The 18,659-nt window shown below is 68.2% G+C and carries 12 protein-coding genes, 1 tRNA gene and 3 rRNA genes; 9 read left to right on the top strand and 7 right to left on the bottom strand.

Annotated features, from left to right (window positions below; genetic code table 11):
• Positions 1–27: 27 nt before the first annotated feature.
• The 3 genes from ACQPYD_RS00295 to ACQPYD_RS00285 form a co-directional block, all read right to left on the bottom strand.
• Positions 28–100, bottom strand: a tRNA-Ala gene (locus ACQPYD_RS00295).
• A gap of 246 nt (positions 101–346) precedes the next feature.
• Positions 347–469, bottom strand: coding sequence for a DLW-39 family protein (locus tag ACQPYD_RS00290; protein WP_014912962.1), 123 nt, complete (start codon positions 467–469; stop codon positions 347–349).
• A gap of 185 nt (positions 470–654) precedes the next feature.
• The gene (locus tag ACQPYD_RS00285) at positions 655–1,419 is read right to left on the bottom strand and encodes a helix-turn-helix domain-containing protein (RefSeq protein ID WP_433701904.1); all 765 of its coding nucleotides are present in this window, start codon (positions 1,417–1,419) and stop codon (positions 655–657) included.
• A 530-nt stretch (positions 1,420–1,949) separates the two neighbouring features.
• On the opposite strand from ACQPYD_RS00285, the gene ACQPYD_RS00280 reads away from it, so the two are divergent.
• Entirely contained in the window at positions 1,950–2,258 is a 309-nt protein-coding gene (locus ACQPYD_RS00280; protein WP_267947404.1) for a hypothetical protein, read from the top strand.
• Between the two features lie 862 nt (positions 2,259–3,120).
• On the opposite strand, the gene rrf is transcribed toward ACQPYD_RS00280, so the two are convergent.
• From rrf to ACQPYD_RS00265, 3 genes are all read right to left on the bottom strand, one after another.
• Positions 3,121–3,236: ribosomal RNA gene (rrf, locus tag ACQPYD_RS00275) — 5S ribosomal RNA — on the bottom strand.
• Between the two features lie 109 nt (positions 3,237–3,345).
• Positions 3,346–6,438 (bottom strand): 23S ribosomal RNA (locus ACQPYD_RS00270).
• A gap of 365 nt (positions 6,439–6,803) precedes the next feature.
• Positions 6,804–8,335 (bottom strand): 16S ribosomal RNA (locus ACQPYD_RS00265).
• The 16S, 23S and 5S rRNA genes sit together here, the layout of an rRNA operon.
• A gap of 1,104 nt (positions 8,336–9,439) precedes the next feature.
• Here ACQPYD_RS00265 and ACQPYD_RS00260 point away from each other — a divergent pair.
• From ACQPYD_RS00260 to ACQPYD_RS00230, 7 genes are all read left to right on the top strand, one after another.
• Positions 9,440–10,081, top strand: a complete 642-nt coding sequence (locus tag ACQPYD_RS00260; RefSeq protein WP_267947403.1) for a DUF6230 family protein — start codon at positions 9,440–9,442, stop codon at positions 10,079–10,081.
• On the top strand, positions 10,072–10,569 hold the full coding sequence (locus ACQPYD_RS00255) for a DUF6114 domain-containing protein (protein WP_433699266.1): 498 nt from the start codon (positions 10,072–10,074) through the stop codon (positions 10,567–10,569). Before ACQPYD_RS00260 ends, ACQPYD_RS00255 begins: the two co-directional genes overlap by 10 nt.
• 158 nt (positions 10,570–10,727) lie before the next feature.
• Positions 10,728–11,417, top strand: coding sequence for a hypothetical protein (locus ACQPYD_RS00250; protein ID WP_433699265.1), 690 nt, complete (start codon positions 10,728–10,730; stop codon positions 11,415–11,417).
• A gap of 328 nt (positions 11,418–11,745) precedes the next feature.
• The gene (locus ACQPYD_RS00245; RefSeq protein WP_433699264.1) at positions 11,746–13,383 is read left to right on the top strand and encodes an AMP-binding protein; all 1,638 of its coding nucleotides are present in this window, start codon (positions 11,746–11,748) and stop codon (positions 13,381–13,383) included.
• 154 nt (positions 13,384–13,537) lie between these two features.
• Positions 13,538–14,023: a MarR family winged helix-turn-helix transcriptional regulator gene (locus ACQPYD_RS00240; RefSeq protein ID WP_433699263.1), complete on the top strand. Its 486-nt coding sequence runs from the start codon at positions 13,538–13,540 to the stop codon at positions 14,021–14,023.
• A 325-nt stretch (positions 14,024–14,348) separates the two neighbouring features.
• Positions 14,349–14,600 carry a hypothetical protein gene (locus ACQPYD_RS00235; RefSeq protein WP_433699262.1) on the top strand — a complete coding sequence of 84 codons (252 nt, stop codon included), beginning with the start codon at positions 14,349–14,351 and terminating at the stop codon, positions 14,598–14,600.
• A 131-nt stretch (positions 14,601–14,731) separates the two neighbouring features.
• Positions 14,732–15,583, top strand: a complete 852-nt coding sequence (locus ACQPYD_RS00230; RefSeq protein ID WP_433699261.1) for an SDR family oxidoreductase — start codon at positions 14,732–14,734, stop codon at positions 15,581–15,583.
• A 36-nt stretch (positions 15,584–15,619) separates the two neighbouring features.
• On the opposite strand, the gene ACQPYD_RS00225 is transcribed toward ACQPYD_RS00230, so the two are convergent.
• Entirely contained in the window at positions 15,620–17,488 is a 1,869-nt protein-coding gene (locus ACQPYD_RS00225) for a PASTA domain-containing protein (RefSeq protein ID WP_433699260.1), read from the bottom strand.
• Positions 17,489–17,608: 120 nt separating this feature from the next.
• On the opposite strand from ACQPYD_RS00225, the gene ACQPYD_RS00220 reads away from it, so the two are divergent.
• Positions 17,609–18,610: an ADP-ribosylglycohydrolase family protein gene (locus tag ACQPYD_RS00220; protein WP_433699259.1), complete on the top strand. Its 1,002-nt coding sequence runs from the start codon at positions 17,609–17,611 to the stop codon at positions 18,608–18,610.
• Positions 18,611–18,659: the final 49 nt, after the last annotated feature.

Below are 18,659 nucleotides of genomic sequence, written 5' to 3'. Positions count from 1 at the left end.
CTACGTCTGACCTGCTGTTGTTCGCTGTGGAGCCAAGGGGAGTCGAACCCCTGACCTCCGGTATGCAAAACCGGCGCTCTGCCAGCTGAGCTATGGCCCCGCGGAACCCGGGCTCAGGCCCGGGCCGCTATGCAGAGCATACCGTCCTCGCAGGCGTCTGCGATCATGCGGTCGCCGGGGAGGACCCGTGACAGCACAAAGCCGTGGGTCGCGCCACAGGATTGTCGGCCCACCCACGTCTTCGTGTCACTGATGAGCGGGATCCGGGACGGCGCGCGCCGCGCCCACCCCCGGTTCGCCCGATGGCGCCCACCCGGCCGCTCGCGGCTGCCGGGCAGCCCGGTGGTCAGCTCTCGCTGGCCGCCGTGGCCTCGGTCCACAGGTCGAGCTCGGCGCGGTCCGCCTGGATCTTGCGGTAGACGGCGAAAGCCCCGAGGGCCACCAGCGCCAGAACGATGATCTTCTTCACTGTCTGGACCCTTTCGTTGATCCGGTGCGTGCACACGGGCTCCCGTCAGGGGACGGGGGCTCCGTGGAGAACTTTATGAGGTTGTCACCTAGCAGACTAGCAAGCCATCGGGGGCGGTCCCTGCCACGGTGGACCGATTCGCACCAACTTCTGGCGTCGAACCCCCTGCCGGGGCTCCGACAGGGTCAGGTCAGCAGCGCCATCCTCCGCAGGATCCCGATGGTGGCCTGCGGAGACGCCGCTGTGCCGGTGAGTTCGGACCATACCTGCTTGCAGGCGCGGACGGATTCGTCCGACTCCACGATCGACCCTCCCTGGGTCGCGTCGACGTAGGCGAGCGCCGACTCGTCCTCGTCGAACTCCAGGACGGAGAAGGGGCCCGCCACCCCGCGGTGGGGCCCGGCCGAGGTCGGCAGCAGCTGCACCGTCACCCGGTCGGACCCGGTCGCCAACTCGACGATCCGGGAGGTCTGCGCCCGCAACAGCTCCAGGTCGGAACCGATCCTGTGGAGGGCGTCCTCCTCGACGACGGCGTGGTAGCGCTCGAGCCCGCCGTGGTCGAGGACCTCCTGGCGCTTGAGGTAGGCCGCGACCATGCGGTCGGCCCCCCGGTCCCCGTGCCCCAGGGCACGGGCCACCGAGGCGGTGTAGTCGGGGACCTGGAGGAGGTCGGGGACGAGGATGCCCGCGTACGTCTGGACGGACACGGCCCCCGCCTCGTTGCCGACGTAGGCGGAGGAGAGGACGTCCTCGTACTCGGTCCACCAGGGGCGGAGCCGGGACTCCCGGACCAGGGTCAGGATGGCCTCGCGCTGGCCTCCCGTCACCCCGTACAGGCGGAGGAGGGCAGCGATCTCCATGACGGAGGGCCACTTGCGGATACCCGTCTCGATGTGTCCGAGCTTGGCCGGGGACCACTCCAGCTCCTCTGCGACATCGCTGAGGGTCAGGCCGGCCTGGACTCGGCGGCGGCGGAGTTCGGCGGACAGTCGCCGACGACGAACCGTGGGGCTGGTCATGAGGCTCATCCAATGACGCAGAGCGAAGATGGTAGGACACCAGCGAAACACGGCGCCTAGCATCTAGCAATGCGTTTCTAGAAAAGAGCAGCAGATTCGATGTATTACGGGCTCACTCCTCCCACTCTCATGGGCGGCAAACCTGCCTTTTGTCACAATAAGTAGCCAGGATGAGGGACTGGAAGGCTCATGTTCACCATCGAACACTCCAGGTTTTGTCCTTCACCTCAGTCACAGTGACAACATGGACCACTCAGGGTCGACCAACACGGACCGACGGAGGCAGCCGAGGAGAACACCGGCGCGAAGGAACGGGAGACCGCTGGAGGGCGACCCGGACGGAGACGGGGTTCGGCATCGCCTGTCACCTATGTCTCACCCCGATACCAGCGGGACGAAACCGCGTACGATGCTTGAGGTGCCTGCTGCGGCAGGCGTACCCGCACACATAGAGGAAACCCATGAGCTACCCCATTGACGACGCCGAGCAGCTGATCGCGAACGCGGAGGCCCAGATGCCGCCGAGTACGCGGTCCCGTCTCATCGCGAAACTCCGCATGGGGAGGCACATCGACGAAGCGGCGACCGAACTGGGCATCACCCCGAAGCAGGTCTTCTCGACCGCGCGGGTCCTCACGGCCTTCGGCGACCAGCTCGACTTCACGCTCACCGAGCAGCGGGACCCCTCCCTGCCGCACGGCACCGTCACCGGGTACAACAAGCGGTGCCGCTGTCCCGAGTGCCGGAGCGCCCTCCAGCAGCGCGTCTGAGACGTGGCGGGGGAGGAACCCGGAAAAGGCCCGCGAGGGGCTCACCCCCGTTTGTCCACGGTTCCTCCACCTGCGCCAACGCGGTGTTAACCCAGACTTCTCAAAGCAATTCGGCCAACGCAGGCTTATTGGTCCGCAGGCTGGGAAAACCGCAGAGCATGAACGAGCACGTGGACTGGTCGGCGATGAGCGAAGAAGACTTCGTTGCGCTGCTGCGGCAGCTCATCGACTCCCCCGAAGCCGACGAGGACTGAGAAAAAGCGGCTCCCGAATTCCGGCCGCCTCCCCCGCGTACTTCCGAGCGCCCCACCCAGGCGCTGTCCGTGCGGGACCGCGCCCCCTGGCGCATCCGGTCCCGCTGCGACGGGCGCCTCCTCCCGGTGCCCACGGTCGGGTCCGGGGATGAGGTGCTTCCTGTGGTGCCCGCGCCGAGATCCCGAGCACGGCGGGCACGGTCACCCACGCGGTACCCCGGCGCCGACGGAGGTCGGCCCGACACCGCTCCGGGGCCTCCCGCGGGACGCGGAGGAGGACCGGTGGCACGTCCGTCCTCCGAAGGCCCTCGTCCGCCCGAGGGGCACGGGCGGGGTCGTCGGGTGTGCGGCCCCGGCGACTCGCACGGAAAGCCCCCACCCGTCTCCTGGAGGCCGTGAGCGTCCGCGGGGTCGTGGCGTCCGCCGGCGGCAGCTCGTCCACAGGCGGCATCCTCCCCTGGCGCGGAACACCCCCACTCCGCTTTCCTGGAAACAGGGGGACCAACCCACCCCCCACCACCCCGCACACCACCCGATTCACAAACGCACAAACCTGGGCACAAAAAAAGAGGGGGCCGCCCACAAGGCGACCCCCTCCCCACAAAAAACCGTGGCAGCGACCTACTCTCCCACCCCACCACAGGGCAGTACCATCAGCGCAAGGAGACTTAACGACCGGGTTCGGAAAGAGACCGGGTGTGACCCTCCAGCAATAACCACCACGGAAACCAACACCACCACAAAACCCTCAACCCACCACAACCCACATAGCGAGGAGAATCCCACAGCGGAAAACCGTGTGAACAAGTGTGCGCGAACATCCAATTATCTGCAGCGGACAAGCCCTCGGCCTATTAGTACCGGTCAGCTCCACCCCTCACAGGGCTTCCACACCCGGCCTATCAACCCCGTCGTCTACAGGGAGCCTTACCCTCTCAAAGGAGGCAGGAGACCTCATCTCGAAGCAAGCTTCCCGCTTAGATGCTTTCAGCGGTTATCCCTCCCGAACGTAGCCAACCAGCCATGCCCTTGGCAGGACAACTGGCACACCAGAGGTTCGTCCGTCCCGGTCCTCTCGTACTAGGGACAGCCCTTCTCAAGTCTCCAACGCGCACAGCGGATAGGGACCGAACTGTCTCACGACGTTCTAAACCCAGCTCGCGTGCCGCTTTAATGGGCGAACAGCCCAACCCTTGGGACCAACTCCAGCCCCAGGATGCGACGAGCCGACATCGAGGTGCCAAACCATCCCGTCGATATGGACTCTTGGGGAAGATCAGCCTGTTATCCCCGGGGTACCTTTTAGCCGTTGAGCGACACCGCTTCCACACGCCGGTGCCGGATCACTAGTCCCAGCTTTCGCTCCTGCTCGACACGTCCGTCTCACAGTCAAGCTCCCTTGTGCACTTACACTCAACACCTGATTACCAACCAGGCTGAGGGAACCTTTGGGCGCCTCCGTTACTCTTTGGGAGGCAACCGCCCCAGTTAAACTACCCACCAGACACTGTCCCCGAACCGGATCACGGTCCAAGGTTAGATGCCCGAAACAGTCAGAGTGGTATTTCACCAACGCCTCCACCGCCACTAGCGTGACAGCTTCACCGGCTCCCACCTATCCTACACAAACCATCCCAAACACCAATGTCAAGCTATAGTGAAGGTCCCGGGGTCTTTCCGTCCTGCTGCGCGAAACGAGCATCTTTACTCGTAGTGCAATTTCACCGGGCCCATGGTTGAGACAGTGGGGAAGTCGTTACGCCATTCGTGCAGGTCGGAACTTACCCGACAAGGAATTTCGCTACCTTAGGATGGTTATAGTTACCACCGCCGTTTACTGGCGCTTAGATTCCCAGCTTCGCAGGAGCGAACTCCCACTAACCGGTCCTCTTAACGTTCCAGCACCGGGCAGGCGTCAGTCCGTATACAGCGTCTTACGACTTCGCACGGACCTGTGTTTTTAATAAACAGTCGCTTCCCCCCGCTATCTGCGACCCCACCCAGCTCAGACCGCAAAGGCCATCACCAGACAGGGCTCCCCTTCTCCCGAAGTTACGGGGACAATTTGCCGAGTTCCTTAACCATGGTTCACCCGAACGCCTCGGTATTCTCTACCTGACCACCTGCGTCGGTTTAGGGTACTGGCCACACACGAACTCGCTAGAGGCTTTTCTCGACAGCATGGGATCACTCACTTCACCGAAAACGGCTCGGCATCACGTCTCAGCCTTCACGGGAGGCGGATTTGCCAACCCCCCAGCCTACACGCTTACCCCCGGACAACCACCGCCGGGTAGAGCTACCCTCCTGCGTCACCCCATCACTTACCTACTACAAGCTCGGATCCCAGACCAGCCACAAACAGAACCCGAAGGTCCCATAAGGAGCCGGCGTGGTTAGCATCACCTGATTCGATACTGGGCGCTCGTGCACGGGTACGGGAATATCAACCCGTTATCCATCGACTACGCCTGTCGGCCTCGCCTTAGGTCCAGACTCACCCTGGGCGGATTAACCTGCCCCAGGAACCCTTAGTCAATCGGCGGCAACGTTTCTCACGTTGCTTTCGCTACTCATGCCTGCATTCTCACTCGCACACCCTCCACCACACGATCACTCGGCAGCTTCACCGGATGCACGACGCTCCCCTACCACACCAACACAAGGTTGGCATCCACAGCTTCGGCGGTGTGCTTAAGCCCCGCTACATTATCGGCGCAGAACCACTTGACCAGTGAGCTATTACGCACTCTTTAAAGGATGGCTGCTTCTAAGCCAACCTCCTGGTTGTCTCAGCAACTCCACAACCTTTCCCACTTAGCACACGCTTAGGGGCCTTAGCTGATGATCTGGGCTGTTTCCCTCTCGACTACGAAGCTTATCCCCCGCAGTCTCACTGCCGCGCTTCACTTAACCGGCATTCGGAGTTTGTCTGACGTCAGTAACCTTGTAGGGCCCATCAGCCAAACAGTAGCTCTACCTCCAGCAAGAAACACGCGACGCTGCACCTAAATGCATTTCGGGGAGAACCAGCTATCACGGAGTTTGATTGGCCTTTCACCCCTACCCACACCTCATCCCCCAGGTTTTCAACCCTGGTGGGTTCGGGCCTCCACGAGGTCTTACCCCCGCTTCACCCTGGACATGGGTAGATCACTCCGCTTCGGGTCCACAGCATGCGACTCAAACGCCCTATTCAGACTCGGTTTCCCTACGGCTACCCCACCCGGGTTAACCTCGCCACACACCATGACTCGCAGGCTCATTCTTCAAAAGGCACGCCATCACCAAAGACAAGCTCCAGCTCTGACGGCTTGACAGCACACGGTTTCAGGTACTATTTCACGACCCCTCACCGGGGCACTTTTCACCTTTCCCTCACGGTACTAGTGCACTATCGGTCATCAGGACGTATTTTGGCTTAGCAGGTGGTCCTGCCAGATTCACACGGACTTTCACGGGCTCCGCGCTACTCGGGAGAACACCAACGCCTAGACTCTTCCTTCACCTACGGGACTCTCACCCACTACGGTTCCGCTTCCCAACGGATTCAGCTAAAAGAATCACTCAGCGCTCCAGATCGGCAGACCTGGAAAGATGCATCCCACAACCCCGCACACGCAACGACTGCCGTCTATCACACGCGCACGGTTTAGCCTCTTCCCCGTTCGCTCACCACTACTAGGGGAATCACTGTTGTTTACTCTTCCTACGGGTACTGAGATGTTTCACTTCCCCGCGTCACCACCAACTACCCTATACATTCAGGTAGCGGCAACCCGACACAACTCGGGCTAGGTTTCCCCATTCGGACACCCACGGATCAAAGCTCGGTTGACAGCTCCCCGTGGCCTATCGCGGCCTCCCACGTCCTTCATCGGCGCCTGATGCCAAGGCATCCACCGTGTGCCACTATCACTTGGCCACTACAGATAACAAGATGCTCGCGCACACTATTCACAAGTCAAAACACCAACCGCACACCCTCGCACCACATCCCCCACCACCGGCCGGCACACTCACGTGCACCCACCCGCAACGAAGAAGAGTTCCTCGGGGCGGTCCGCGGGAAACAAACCGACCACCCGCCCCCCGCAAGGGAGAGCCAGATGGTCGAGGTTGCTTCCTCAGACACCCAACAGCGCGCCCCCCGACGCTTCTAGTCGCCGGAGGCAAAGCTTGATTCTCTAAAGCCACTCCCGAAAACAGGCGATCCGAAGACCGGCCCGAACGGGTCCACTTACGAGTCCGACCAGCCATAGGAAGAGGCTGATCTTCAAAGACTCCTTAGAAAGGAGGTGATCCAGCCGCACCTTCCGGTACGGCTACCTTGTTACGACTTCGTCCCAATCGCCAGCCCCACCTTCACTCATTCCCTCCCCGAAGGGTTAGGCCACAAGTTTCGGGTGTTGCCGACTTTCATGACGTGACGGGCGGTGTGTACAAGGCCCGGGAACGTATTCACCGCGGCGTTGCTGATCCGCGATTACTAGCGACTCCACCTTCATGGGGTCGAGTTGCAGACCCCAATCCGAACTGAGACCGGCTTTTAGGGATTCGCTCCACCTTGCGGTCTCGCACGCCCATTGTACCGGCCATTGTAGCATGTTTGCAGCCCAAGACATAAGGGGCATGATGACTTGACGTCGTCCCCACCTTCCTCCGAGTTGACCCCGGCAGTCTCCTATGAGTCCCCACCATAACGTGCTGGCAACATAGAATAGGGGTTGCGCTCGTTGCGGGACTTAACCCAACATCTCACGACACGAGCTGACGACAGCCATGCACCACCTGTCACCCACCAACTAAATGACCCTGTATCTCTACAGGTCCACGGGCGATGTCAAACCTTGGTAAGGTTCTTCGCGTTGCGTCGAATTAAGCAACATGCTCCGCCGCTTGTGCGGGCCCCCGTCAATTCCTTTGAGTTTTAGCCTTGCGGCCGTACTCCCCAGGCGGGGCGCTTAATGCGTTAGCTGCGGCGCGGAAACCGTGGAAAGTCCCCACACCTAGCGCCCAACGTTTACGGCATGGACTACCAGGGTATCTAATCCTGTTCGCTCCCCATGCTTTCGCTCCTCAGCGTCAGGTAAGGCCCAGAGACCCGCCTTCGCCACCGGTGTTCCTCCTGATATCTGCGCATTTCACCGCTACACCAGGAATTCCAGTCTCCCCTACCTACCTCTAGCATGCCCGTATCCACTGCAGAACCGGAGTTAAGCCCCGGTCTTTCACAGCAGACGCGACACGCCGCCTACGAGCTCTTTACGCCCAATAATTCCGGACAACGCTCGGACCCTACGTATTACCGCGGCTGCTGGCACGTAGTTAGCCGGTCCTTATTCCCCACCTACCGTCAACCCCCAGAGAACTGGGAGCCTGCGTTGGTGGTAAAAGAGGTTTACAACCCGAAGGCCGTCATCCCCCACGCGGCGTCGCTGCGTCAGGCTTTCGCCCATTGCGCAATATTCCCCACTGCTGCCTCCCGCAGGAGTCTGGGCCGTGTCTCAGTCCCAGTGTGGCCGGTCGCCCTCTCAGGCCGGCTACCCGTAATCGCCTTGGTAGGCCGTTACCCCACCAACAAGCTGATAGGCCGCGAGCCCATCCCTGACCGAAAAACTTTCCACGCACCGCCATGAGGCGGTGTGTCGTATCCGGTATTAGACGGCGTTTCCACCGCTTATCCCAGAGTCAGGGGCAGGTTGCTCACGTGTTACTCACCCGTTCGCCGCTCGTGTACCCCGAAGGGCCTTACCGCTCGACTTGCATGTGTTAAGCACGCCGCCAGCGTTCGTCCTGAGCCAGGATCAAACTCTCCATAAAGGTCATACCATCCGTCCCGGCGACCAGGGGTCGGCCTGGGGCGGATAAACCTAGAAGTAATCCTGACCAACCGGGTTGCCCCGATTAATCAAAGGAACCCTTCACACCGAACCACTGTTCGGGTGACGGGGCCAAAACAAACATGGCTTAAAGAAAATCAAACACGCGCTGTTGAGTTCTCAAGAAACAACCGCTCTTCCCGTACAAGCGCCAGCCTTTTCGGCTGTCTGCTCTTCCGTGGAAGGCGTCTGCGTTTCCGCTTTGTTGTGTCTTTACTTTATCAGGTGTTCCGCGCCCCGCCAAATCGGCGGTTTGTGGTGGTTCTGATCGGGGTAAAGCCCGTTTGCTTCGTCTGCTTTTGTCCGAATGGACTGGGCTTTTGAAGCGACTCCCTGAGTTTACATGGCCGGGGAGCAGTGCTCGAACCGCGTGACCCAGAGAAGAGATTGTGCCGCCGAACCCGGCCCGGTTCCGAGCCGGCCCTGAGGCCCGCTCGCCGTCCCGTGGCGACTCGGAGAACATTACCCCCCGCCACGGCACGCGGCAAACCGAACGACCTGTGTCGCCACTCACAGCACGGCCGCGGGATCCGTCGCGCACCCGGGAAACGGGTGCACGCTCTTCCCGCGCGCGCACGCGCGCGTGGGAACGGCGGGGACCGCCCTCCCCTCCGCGCCGGCTCACCCCGGGCCCGTCGGCCCGTGCCGCCGGGCCCCGCGCGCGGCCCGTCCACTCACCCGGCTGACGAACCGCACCCCGGAACGCACTCACCGAAATGACAAGAAACGGGACCACCCTCTCCCGGAAGCCGATTCACTCCGCAGTGGAACACACGAATTGCCTCCCGCCTCCAACCTCGGCAATTCCCGCGTTGCCCCACGTCACAGCACCGACGGGACAAGGCAAGATCATTCCGGTGAATCGTGAGAAACGGCGGATAATTTTCCTCCGGACCCTTGAAATCCCCTCGACGCCGATACATGATGTGCAGCGTCAGGGAAACTGGTCCGGAGCCGCCCCGCCCGGGGGCGCACGGCCAGGCCGCGTGCCGGATGTTCGGGGGGACGGCAGGCGCAGCGCGGCCGTTCACCCGGAAGGACACGCATGGACACCGCATCCCCCGACGTGGCCGACGCGTCCGCGAGGACCCCCGAGAGCCACACCAGCTGGAAGCGCTTCGCCCTCTTCTCCGTCCCGGCCGGCGTCGCCGTGGGCGGGATCCTCGTCGCCATGGCCCAGGGCGCGCTCGCGGCCTCGTTCACGGTCTCGGGCCAGGAATTCAAGATCTCGGCCGACGAACTCCGCGGCGAGGGCTTCGTCCAGTACGGCTGGCTGGACCAGACCGTGCGCGAGGAGGCCGTCCCCGTCGCCGTCGCCGGTATCGAGAGCGCCGAGATCGACGGGCTGTGCCAGTCGGTCCTCACCGAGTTCCCCCTCATCGGGACGATCTCCCTCGAACTCACCGCCGGGGACCAGGGCACGCCCGTCCAGGCGGAGAACCTGGTCATCGACATGTCCCAGATGGACGGCAACGCCGAGTTCGAGAACATCGAGATCGGGCGCGACGCGGGCACCCTCGACAAGGGGCCGTCCGGTGCGCAGGGCTTCAACGACCTGTTCGGCATGCAGTCCGACGTGATCGTCGTGCAGGACCTGGAACAGACGGCGAGGGCCGCCAGCGCCGGGACCTTCCGCCTCTCCGGCCTGAGCCTCGGCCTCAGCCTCGGGGAGAGCGAGTGCTTCTGAGGTCGTTGCGCGGGCTGGGGGCCTCCTGGCGCGGCTGGCGCAAGCGGCGCCCCTTCACCGGCGGGCTCCTCATGATCCTCTCCGGCACCGTCATGGCGTCTCTCGTCGCGATGCCGGTGGAGCTGATGATCCAGACCGGTGTCGGCGGGGTCTCCTCGCTGATGTTCGGCGGGATGCTCGCCGTCCTCGGCCTGGTCACATGGTTCACCCCCAACCAGCACGTCGTCACGGGCGCGCTGGCCGGATTCCTCGGGTTGGGCGCCCTGGTCCTGTCCAACCTGGGGGGTCTGGTGGTCGGCACACTGCTCGCTCTGGCCGGCGGCGGTCTGGCGTTCGCCTGGCGGCCCGTGGCGCGGCCTCCCCGCAGGAGGCGCCGCCGCGGGCGGCACTCGCCGACAGCGGCGACCGTTCCGGCGGGGGAGCCTCCCGGCCGGGAACCCGCCCCCGGCGACGCCCCGGCCCCTCCCCGCCCCGCCCCCGACCAGTGATCCCCGTGGCGGCCTGAGCGGGCCACGCACCCCCGGGGAGCCCTCACGGGCTCCCCGGTCCACCAGGAAAGCCATGTCTACCGAGTCGGCGCGTACCCCCAGTTCCCGCCGGTCGGAGCCCCCGCGCGCCCGCCGGCCGTCACACACGAGGAGTACCCATGTCGGTTCCGCGACCGAGACCCCGACCCTTCCCCTCCCGCTCCCGCACGGCCGTCGCCGTCGCGGCGGCGGGGGTCCTGGCCCTGTCCTGGAGCGGCGGCGCCCTCGCCGCCCAGCAGGCCTCCACCACCGTCGACCCCGCGGGGGCCGCCTTCGAGGCGGTCCTGGACGGCACCGCGACCTTCACGGCGGGCACCGTCGTGGTGACCTGCCAGGTGTCGTCCACCTCTCCCGGCGGTGGCAACAACCTGGTCCCGGCCGCCCCGGGCAACCACAACCCGAACGGAGCCGTCTCCGGCCCCATCAACTCCCCGGACTTCGGCAACTGCTCCACCAACGTGCCCCTGGTGAGCGCCACCGTGGCCGTCGCCGATCCCGTCTGGGAGATGACCATGCAGTTCGGGGCCCCCTCGGTCGGCACGATGGTGGTGCCCGCGGGCGGCATCGTCGTGACCACCAGGGGCCTCGCCTCGTGCACCGCCACCGTCAGCCCGGACGCCCCGGCCCCCGTGGGCGGCACGTGGACGAACGGGAGCCCGGCGTCGACGCTGGCGTTCGACACGACGGCCCCGGTCGAGGTGGAGGGCGGCTTCGGCTGCCCGACCAGCGCGACGACGTCCGACTTCACCGCCACCTACCTGGTGACGAACGCCGACGATCCCGCCGCGCCGATCACCGTGTCCGGCTGAGCCGGGCGGCGGCCCGGCCGCCCGACCGGGCGCCGGGGCGTTAGGCCGACATGTCGGCCGGGGGCCGTCGCGCTGTGCGCGGCGGCCCCTCCGCCCGCGCTCCCTCCCGCGTCGCCGGACACGCGGGAGGGCGGGACCGCTCCACCGGACGGGCGGCACGGTTCGCACCCCGGTGACAAGGAACCGGGGGCGGGGACTCACCCGGGTGCGCAGAAACGCGGGGGGTTCGTCGCCTACGGTCGCAGTACTTCCGGGGAGTCACGCGGCGAAGGCTCCCCGGTGAGGCGCGGAACGCTTCGCCCGTCCCCGTCGCCCTCCCGGAGACACCATGGCGCCCACCGCCGTACCGCCCACCTCTTCACGACTGCGTCGAACCCTCGGGACGGCGCGTGTCCTGGTCCGCGCCGGTGTGCTCAGCGCCGGCCGCCCCGATCGGATCGTCCGCCAGCTCCGGGCCCTGCGCACGTGGGGCGCCACGATCGCCGGCGGGTACGCGGCGGCGAACGAGCGCGCCCCGGGCGCCGTGGCCGTCATCGACGAGCGCGGGCCGACGACCTTCGGTGAGATGGATCTGCGCGCCCGGCAGTTGGCCCGTGAGCTGCACGGGGCGGGTGTGGTCCAGGGGACGCGCGTGGGTCTGCTGTGCCGCAACCACAGTGCCTTCGTGCAGACGATGGCGGCCTGCGGCCGTCTCGGCGCGGACACCGTCCTGCTGAACACGGGGCTGTCCGCCGGTCAGCTGTCGGCGGCCGTGGCGGACAACGAGGTCGCGGTGCTCGTGGCGGACACCGAGTTCGAGCCCCTGTACGCCGGGCTTCCTCCCGAGGTGGCACGGGTGACGGCGTGGGGCGAGCCGTCGGGTCCGGGGCCGGCGGTGCCGTGGGAGGCGCGGGAGGGCACAGGCGCGGAGCCGGGACCGCCGGAGCGGCCGGGCAGGCTGATCGTGCTGACCTCGGGGACGACGGGCGCCCCCAAGGGGGCGCGGCGGCCCACGCCGAAGGGCCCGCAGGACGCGGCGTCGGTGCTGTCCCGCATCCCGCTGCGCTCGTCGGACCGCATCCTGGTCTCGGCACCGGTCTTCCACACGTGGGGCCTGGCCGGGGTGCAGCTGGGCATGTCGATGCGGGCCACGCTGGTGATGCGGCGGCTGTTCGAGCCCGAGGACGTGCTGCGGACGGTCCAGGAGCAGCGGTGCACGGTGCTGTTCGCGGTGCCGGTGATGCTGCGGCGGATCATGGACCTGCCGCGGGAGACGCGTGCCGGGTACGACACCTCCTCGCTGCGGATCGTGGCGTGCAGCGGTTCCGCGATGAGCCCGAAGCTGATCACCGCCTTCATGGACGAGTTCGGGGACGTGCTCTACAACCTGTACGGGTCCACGGAGGTGTCCTGGGCGACGATCGCGACACCGGAGGACATGCGGCTCTCGCCGACGACGGCTGGGCGGCCGCCCCTGGGGACGCGGATCGCGGTCCTGGACGCGCAGGGCTCCGAGGTCCCCGACGGGACGGAGGGGTCGATCCACGTCGGCAACGACATGCTGTTCGACGGGTACACGAACGGGCGGAGCAAGGAGCTCGCGAACGGCCTGATGGAGACCGGCGACCGGGGGCACGTGGACGCGAACGGGCTGCTGCACGTGGCGGGACGGGACGACGACATGATCGTCTCCGGCGGGGAGAACGTGTTCCCTCGGCCGGTGGAGGAGGCGATCGTGACGCTCCCCGGGGTGCGCGAGGTCGTGGTGACGGGTGTGCCGGACGAGGAGTTCGGGCAGAGGTTCGCGGCGTTCGTGGTCCCGTACGAGGGCGTCGAGGTGGACCCGAACAAGGTGCGGATGCATGTGCGGTCCGTGCTGGGCCGGTTCTCGGTCCCCCGTGACGTGGTGGTGCTGGACGAGCTGCCGCGCAACGCCACCGGCAAGGTGGTCAAGCGCAGGCTGCCCCACCAGGCGCCGCGCCGGTAGGGGGTCCGGCGTGTGGACGGGGCGCTCCGTGCCGCGGTCCCGCGTGCCGAGGGGGCCGTGCCCCGGCGGGCCGGGGTACTCCGTCCCGAACTTCCTCGCCCGCAAGGCAATCGCGGGCTTTGACATCGGGTAGGAGGTAACTACGATGTTGCCGATGCCTGACCGTTCCCCCGCCCCCGCGGGCGACTTCCCTCTTCCTCCCGTCGACGAGCAGATGTGCTTCGCGCTGTACGCGGCTTCTCGCGCGGTCACCAACCTCTACCGGCCCCTGCTGGAGCCGTTGGGGCTGACCTATCCCCAGTACCTCGTGATGATGCTGCTGTGGGAGCGCGGGGAGTGCTCCGTCAAGGAGATCGGCGCCGTGCTCCAGCTGGACTACGGCACGCTCACCCCGCTGCTCAAGCGGCTGGAGGCCAGGGGGCTGCTCGACCGCGTGAGGGACCCGCGCGACGAGCGCTCGGTCCGCGTCACCCTTACAGCGGAGGGCGCGGAACTGCGGGCCCGGGCCGAGGGGATCCCGGAGGCGATCGGCGCCGTCATCGACCTTCCCGAGGAGGAGTTCGAGGCGACGAGGCTCGCACTGCGGCGGCTGACCTCGAACGTGCTCGCGGGCGAGGCCCGGCTGCCCGCGCGGGACTGAACGGCAGAGGACCGGGTCCCGGGGCGATGAGCTCCGGCCGCCGCGTCCGCCGTCGGGGGACGACAGGCGGCGGCGGTGGCCGGTGAGCACGGGCACCACGGGGGTCGTGCCCGTGCTCCGGGTGTGGGCGGACCGTTGCGCGGTCCGCCCACACCCGTGTCCGGGCCCCTTCCGGAGCACTGTGCCCGTGACCCGCGCGGACGTCCCGCGGACCCGGTCCGCGTGCCGCCCCGCGCGTGGTTTCCGGCCGGGCTCGAGGAACGGGAAGCCCTACGGGTAAAGGGATCCGGGGTCCTCGCAGGGTTCCGGGGGCTAGTGTGGGGGCATGTCGATCTGGGCGTCGGACAACCGCAGCGGGCAGATACGCGAGGCGCTGACCATGCTGCTGTCCCAGGGGGTCATCGACGACTTCCGCATCCGACCGGAGGACGAGTTCCCGTTCCGGGTGACCGTCCCCGCCGGCGTGGTGCCGATGACCGAGCACCAGGCGGCGCACTTCGCCCTGGGCGCGGCGGTGGGGCACTTCGGCCGGCTCGCCCGGGGCGAGGACGCCCGGGGCGAGGACGCCCGGGGGTAGCCGGCGGCCCGGGGCGCGGGCGGTCGGGGGACCGGGGCCGGCGCGAGCTTGACCTCAACATTAGTTGAGGCATGAGTGTGGGACGCGGGCAGCCGACCGGCGCCCGACCGCACCGCGCAGAGGGAGACACCATGGACCGGCCGATTCTGGTCACGGGGGCCACGGGGGCCACAGGACGCCACGTCGTGGCGGGGCTGATCGCGGAGGGCGTCCCGGTCCGGGCACTGGTGCGCAACCCCGAGACGGCCCGCCTCCCGGAGGAGGTCGAGGTCGTCCGCGGCGACATCACCGACCCGGAGGCCGTCGCCTCGGCCGCCGAGGGGACGGGCGGCGCCTACCTGCTCTGGCCCGGGTTCGAGGGGGACGGCGTGGAGGAGACCGTGGCCGCCCTCGCCCGACACGCACGACGGATCGTCCACCTCTCCGCCTCGCAGGTCCGCGACGACCGCCCGGCGGAGGAGAACGGCGTCTGGGGGCGGGTCGAGGCCGCGGTCCGGTCGGTCACCGACGAGTGGACCTTCCTGCGCGTGACCGGCCTCGCCACCAACACCCTGATGTGGGCCGGCCAGGTGTCCGGCGGCGTCGTCCGCGCGCCCTACGGCGGCGCCTCCCGCTCCCTCGTCCACGAGAAGGACGTGGCGGCCGCCGCCGTGCGCGCCCTGCTCGACGACGGGCACACGGGCAGGAGCTACGACATCACCGGCCCCGAGTCCCTCACCCAGTCCGACCAGGTCAGGATCATCGGCGAGGAGACGGGCGTCCCCGTGCGCTGGGAGGAGCAGCCCCTGGAGGAGGCCCGGGAGGAGGTGGCGCGGGCCATGGGCGACCAGGACTACGCGGACGAGGCCCTCGCCCACTGGGCCGGGCTGGCCGTCGTCCCCGAGCCGGTCGGCGACGGGGTGCGGGAGGCGACCGGCCGCCCCCCGCGGACCTACCGCGAGTGGGTGCGCGACCACCTCGCGGACTTCACCTCCGCCCCCTGACCGGCAGGGCCGGGGCGGGACGGTGCGCGGGACCGGTCAGCAGGAGCCCCGGTCCTCCCAGACCCCCCACTCCTCGCCCATGGTCGGCGGGACCCCCTGGATCCACCAGCGCGCCTCGTACACGCGGCCCCGGTAGTTGACCTGGTCCCCGGTGTCGTAGACGACGCCGCCGTCCCAGGCGCCGACCGCGCAGGAGGCGGCGCCGGAGTCGCCCCAGCCGTCGCCCCCCCGGTCCCCGCCGTCCCGGCCGCCGTCCCCCCGGCCGCCTTCACCGCGACCGCCGCCGTCGTCGGAGGGGGAGCCCTCGCCGGGTTCCCCGGCCTCGTCCTCCTCGGTCTCCTCGTCCTCGGGCTCCGGCCCGAGGGAGACCGTGAGGGTGACGACGCCCTCCTCGGGGAGGATGGTGCCGGGTTCGGGCGTCTGGCCCGCGACCTCGCCCTCCGGCGCCGTGGCGTGGTGCGCCTCGGCGACCTCGAACACCAGCCCCAGCCCGGTGAGGGCCTCGCCCGCCTCCTCCCGGCCCATGCCGAGCAGCGTCGGGACGATGACCCCCTCGCTGACGTGGACGGTCACCGCGTCGGACCGGTCGCCCTCCTCACCCGTCGCCGGGACCGTCGACAGGACCGTCCCGGGCGCCTCCTCGGAGGAGTGCTCCTGGACCACCTCGATGTGGGTGAACCCGGCCGTGCGCAGGGCGTCGCGCGCCTCGTTCTCGGTACCGCCGACCACGTCGGGGACCTCGGCGAACTGCGGCCCCGCGGAGAGCCAGAGCATGACCTCGTCGCCCCGCTCCAGCTCGGCGCCCGCCTCCGGGGTGGTGTCGGCGACGGACCCGACCGCCTCGGTGTCGCTGTAGGTCTCGTCGAACGCGACGACCAGCTCCAGGTCGAGCGCCGCCAACCGCGCCTCGGCCGCCTCCGGGTCGCTGCCCAGGACGTCGGGGAGGGCGGCGCCGCCCTCGGGGACGAGGGCCCAGCCGGCCGCGAACAGCGCGAGGACCAGCACCCCCGCGGCGACGAGCACCGGTGGGCGGCGCCACCGCGGAACGGCGCCGCTCCGGCCGTCCCCGTCCGCGCCCGCCGCGCTCTCGACCGGGAGGTCCGTGACGACCGGGATCGGACGGGTGTCGCCCTCGCGGTCGCGGTCGGTGCGGGGGAGCGACCGCATCACCTGCTCGACCAGGGTCAGGTACTGTCCCGCGTCGCGCGGCCGGTAGCGCGGGTTCGGGTCGGTCGCGTTGGCGACCAGCATGTCCAGGTCGGGCGGGAGGTCGGGGAGCGCGGCCGAGGGCCGGAGGGGCCGTGCCTCGTCCGCCACGGCGGAGTCGCCGGTCATCAGCCTGTGGAGCAGCACGCCGACGTCGCGCACGTCGGTGCGGCTGTCGGGCCCGGCGTCCTCGGCGGCGTCGAACAGCAACGGGAAACCGGTGACCCGCGCCCGTCCGCCGTCGTCCATCACGACCTTGTCGGGGGCGATCTCACCGTGCACGACGCCCAATCGATGGGCTGCGTCGAGGGCGGCCAGCACGTCGGCGGCGATCGACAGGGCCATGTGCGGCGAGTACCGCAGCGTCTCGCCGTCCCCCAGTACCTCGGCGAGGGTCTCCCCCCGCAGGTATTCGGCGACCGCGTACACGTACGCCTCGTCGCGCCCGTGGGCCAGGACCCGCGCCAGACCGGGGTGGGCGACCGACTCCAGGGTCTGCGCCCGCCCCAGGAAGGCGTGCACCGCCCCGTGGTTCCCCACCAGCCACGGGTGGAGGACGGTGACCGCGACGGCCCGCTCCTCACGGAGGTCCTGCGCTGCGTAGACGGTCCCCGAGGCGCCGCTGCGGACACGGGCGCCCAGGACGTAGCGCCCGTGCAGTGTGCGGCCGGAGAGGGGATCGGGAGTGGGGGTCTCCATGGGACGGATTCTACGGCTACGCACCATCACGTTTCGTCCCCGTCCGGGCCGGATGCGGACAGTTCCTGTGGATAGGGTCGAGTCGCAGTCCCCCCGGTACCGAAACGTTGCGAGGCCCCCGTGAACCTGCCCCCTCCCGGAAGCGCGGACGACCGCGCCGTCGGCGTCCTCCTCGGCGCGGCCTGCGGCGACGCCCTGGGGGTGCCCTACGAATTCGGCCCGGCCCTGGCCGCGGACCACGTCCCCCGGATGGTGGGCGGCGGGCTCGGGCCGTACGCGCCGGGGGAGTACTCCGACGACACCCAGATGGCGGTGTGCATCGCCCTCACCCTGCGCGACCACGCGGACCCCCTGTCGGACGAGGCGCTGTGCCGTACCGCAGACGCCTTCCTGGACTGGGCGCGCGACGGCGCCTCCGACATCGGCAACCAGACCAGCGTGGTGATGCGGGGATCGGGTCACGCCTTCGGGACGCCCCGGGTCGCCGAGGTGATGGCGCGGTTCTCGGCCCAGCGCTTCGAGGAGGGGGTCCGCAGCGCCGGGAACGGGTCCCTGATGCGGACGGGCCCGCTCGCCCTGGCCTACCTGGACGACCCGGACGGTCTGGCGGTCGCCGCCGACAGGTACAGCAGGCTCACCCACGGGGACCCGCTGGCCTCCGAGGCGTGCGTGCTGTGGTGCGAGGGCGTGCGGCACGCGGTCGTCCACGGCGACACGGCCGGGGTCCGCGGCGGCCTGGAGCTGCTGCCGCGGGACCGGCGCGGCCGGTGGTCCGCCTGGCTGGACGAGGCCGAGGAGCACCCGCCGCACTTCTTCGGGAACAACGGTTTCGTGGTGAGCGCGCTCCAGGCGGCCTGGTCGGCGGTGGTGGGCGAGCCCGACGGGTTCGTGCCCGCGGTGCGGGCCGCGGTCCGGGCGGGCAACGACACCGACACCGTGGCGGCGATCGCCGGGGCCCTGCTCGGCGCCCGCTGGGGCGCCTCGGCGATCCCGGCGGAGTACCTGGAGGCTGTCCACGGCTGGCCCGGCTACCGGGCCGAGGGGCTCGCGGAACTGGCGCTGGGCGCCGTCTCCGGGCCGGACGGCTCCCGGGGACGCCGTCGCGGCGGTCCTCCGGCCTGATCCCTCCCGCCCGCGCCGGTCCGTCGGCCCGGGCGGGGGCCGGCGCGCG

Origin of the sequence: Nocardiopsis sp. CA-288880 (assembly GCF_050955985.1) — a bacterium.
In the GTDB taxonomy this organism is placed as follows: domain Bacteria; phylum Actinomycetota; class Actinomycetes; order Streptosporangiales; family Streptosporangiaceae; genus Nocardiopsis; species Nocardiopsis tropica.
This window is presented reverse-complemented; position numbering and strand designations above follow the sequence as displayed.

Coding starts and splice junctions, on each gene's coding strand:
- ACQPYD_RS00240 (WP_433699263.1), top strand. CDS start 13,538: ATGCCTGACCGTTCCCCCGCCCCCGCGGGCGACTTCCCTCTTCCTCCC.
- ACQPYD_RS00230 (WP_433699261.1), top strand. CDS start 14,732: ATGGACCGGCCGATTCTGGTCACGGGGGCCACGGGGGCCACAGGACGC.
- ACQPYD_RS00235 (WP_433699262.1), top strand. CDS start 14,349: ATGTCGATCTGGGCGTCGGACAACCGCAGCGGGCAGATACGCGAGGCG.
- ACQPYD_RS00225 (WP_433699260.1), bottom strand. CDS start 17,488: ATGGAGACCCCCACTCCCGATCCCCTCTCCGGCCGCACACTGCACGGG.
- ACQPYD_RS00250 (WP_433699265.1), top strand. CDS start 10,728: ATGTCGGTTCCGCGACCGAGACCCCGACCCTTCCCCTCCCGCTCCCGC.
- ACQPYD_RS00280 (WP_267947404.1), top strand. CDS start 1,950: ATGAGCTACCCCATTGACGACGCCGAGCAGCTGATCGCGAACGCGGAG.
- ACQPYD_RS00245 (WP_433699264.1), top strand. CDS start 11,746: ATGGCGCCCACCGCCGTACCGCCCACCTCTTCACGACTGCGTCGAACC.
- ACQPYD_RS00260 (WP_267947403.1), top strand. CDS start 9,440: ATGGACACCGCATCCCCCGACGTGGCCGACGCGTCCGCGAGGACCCCC.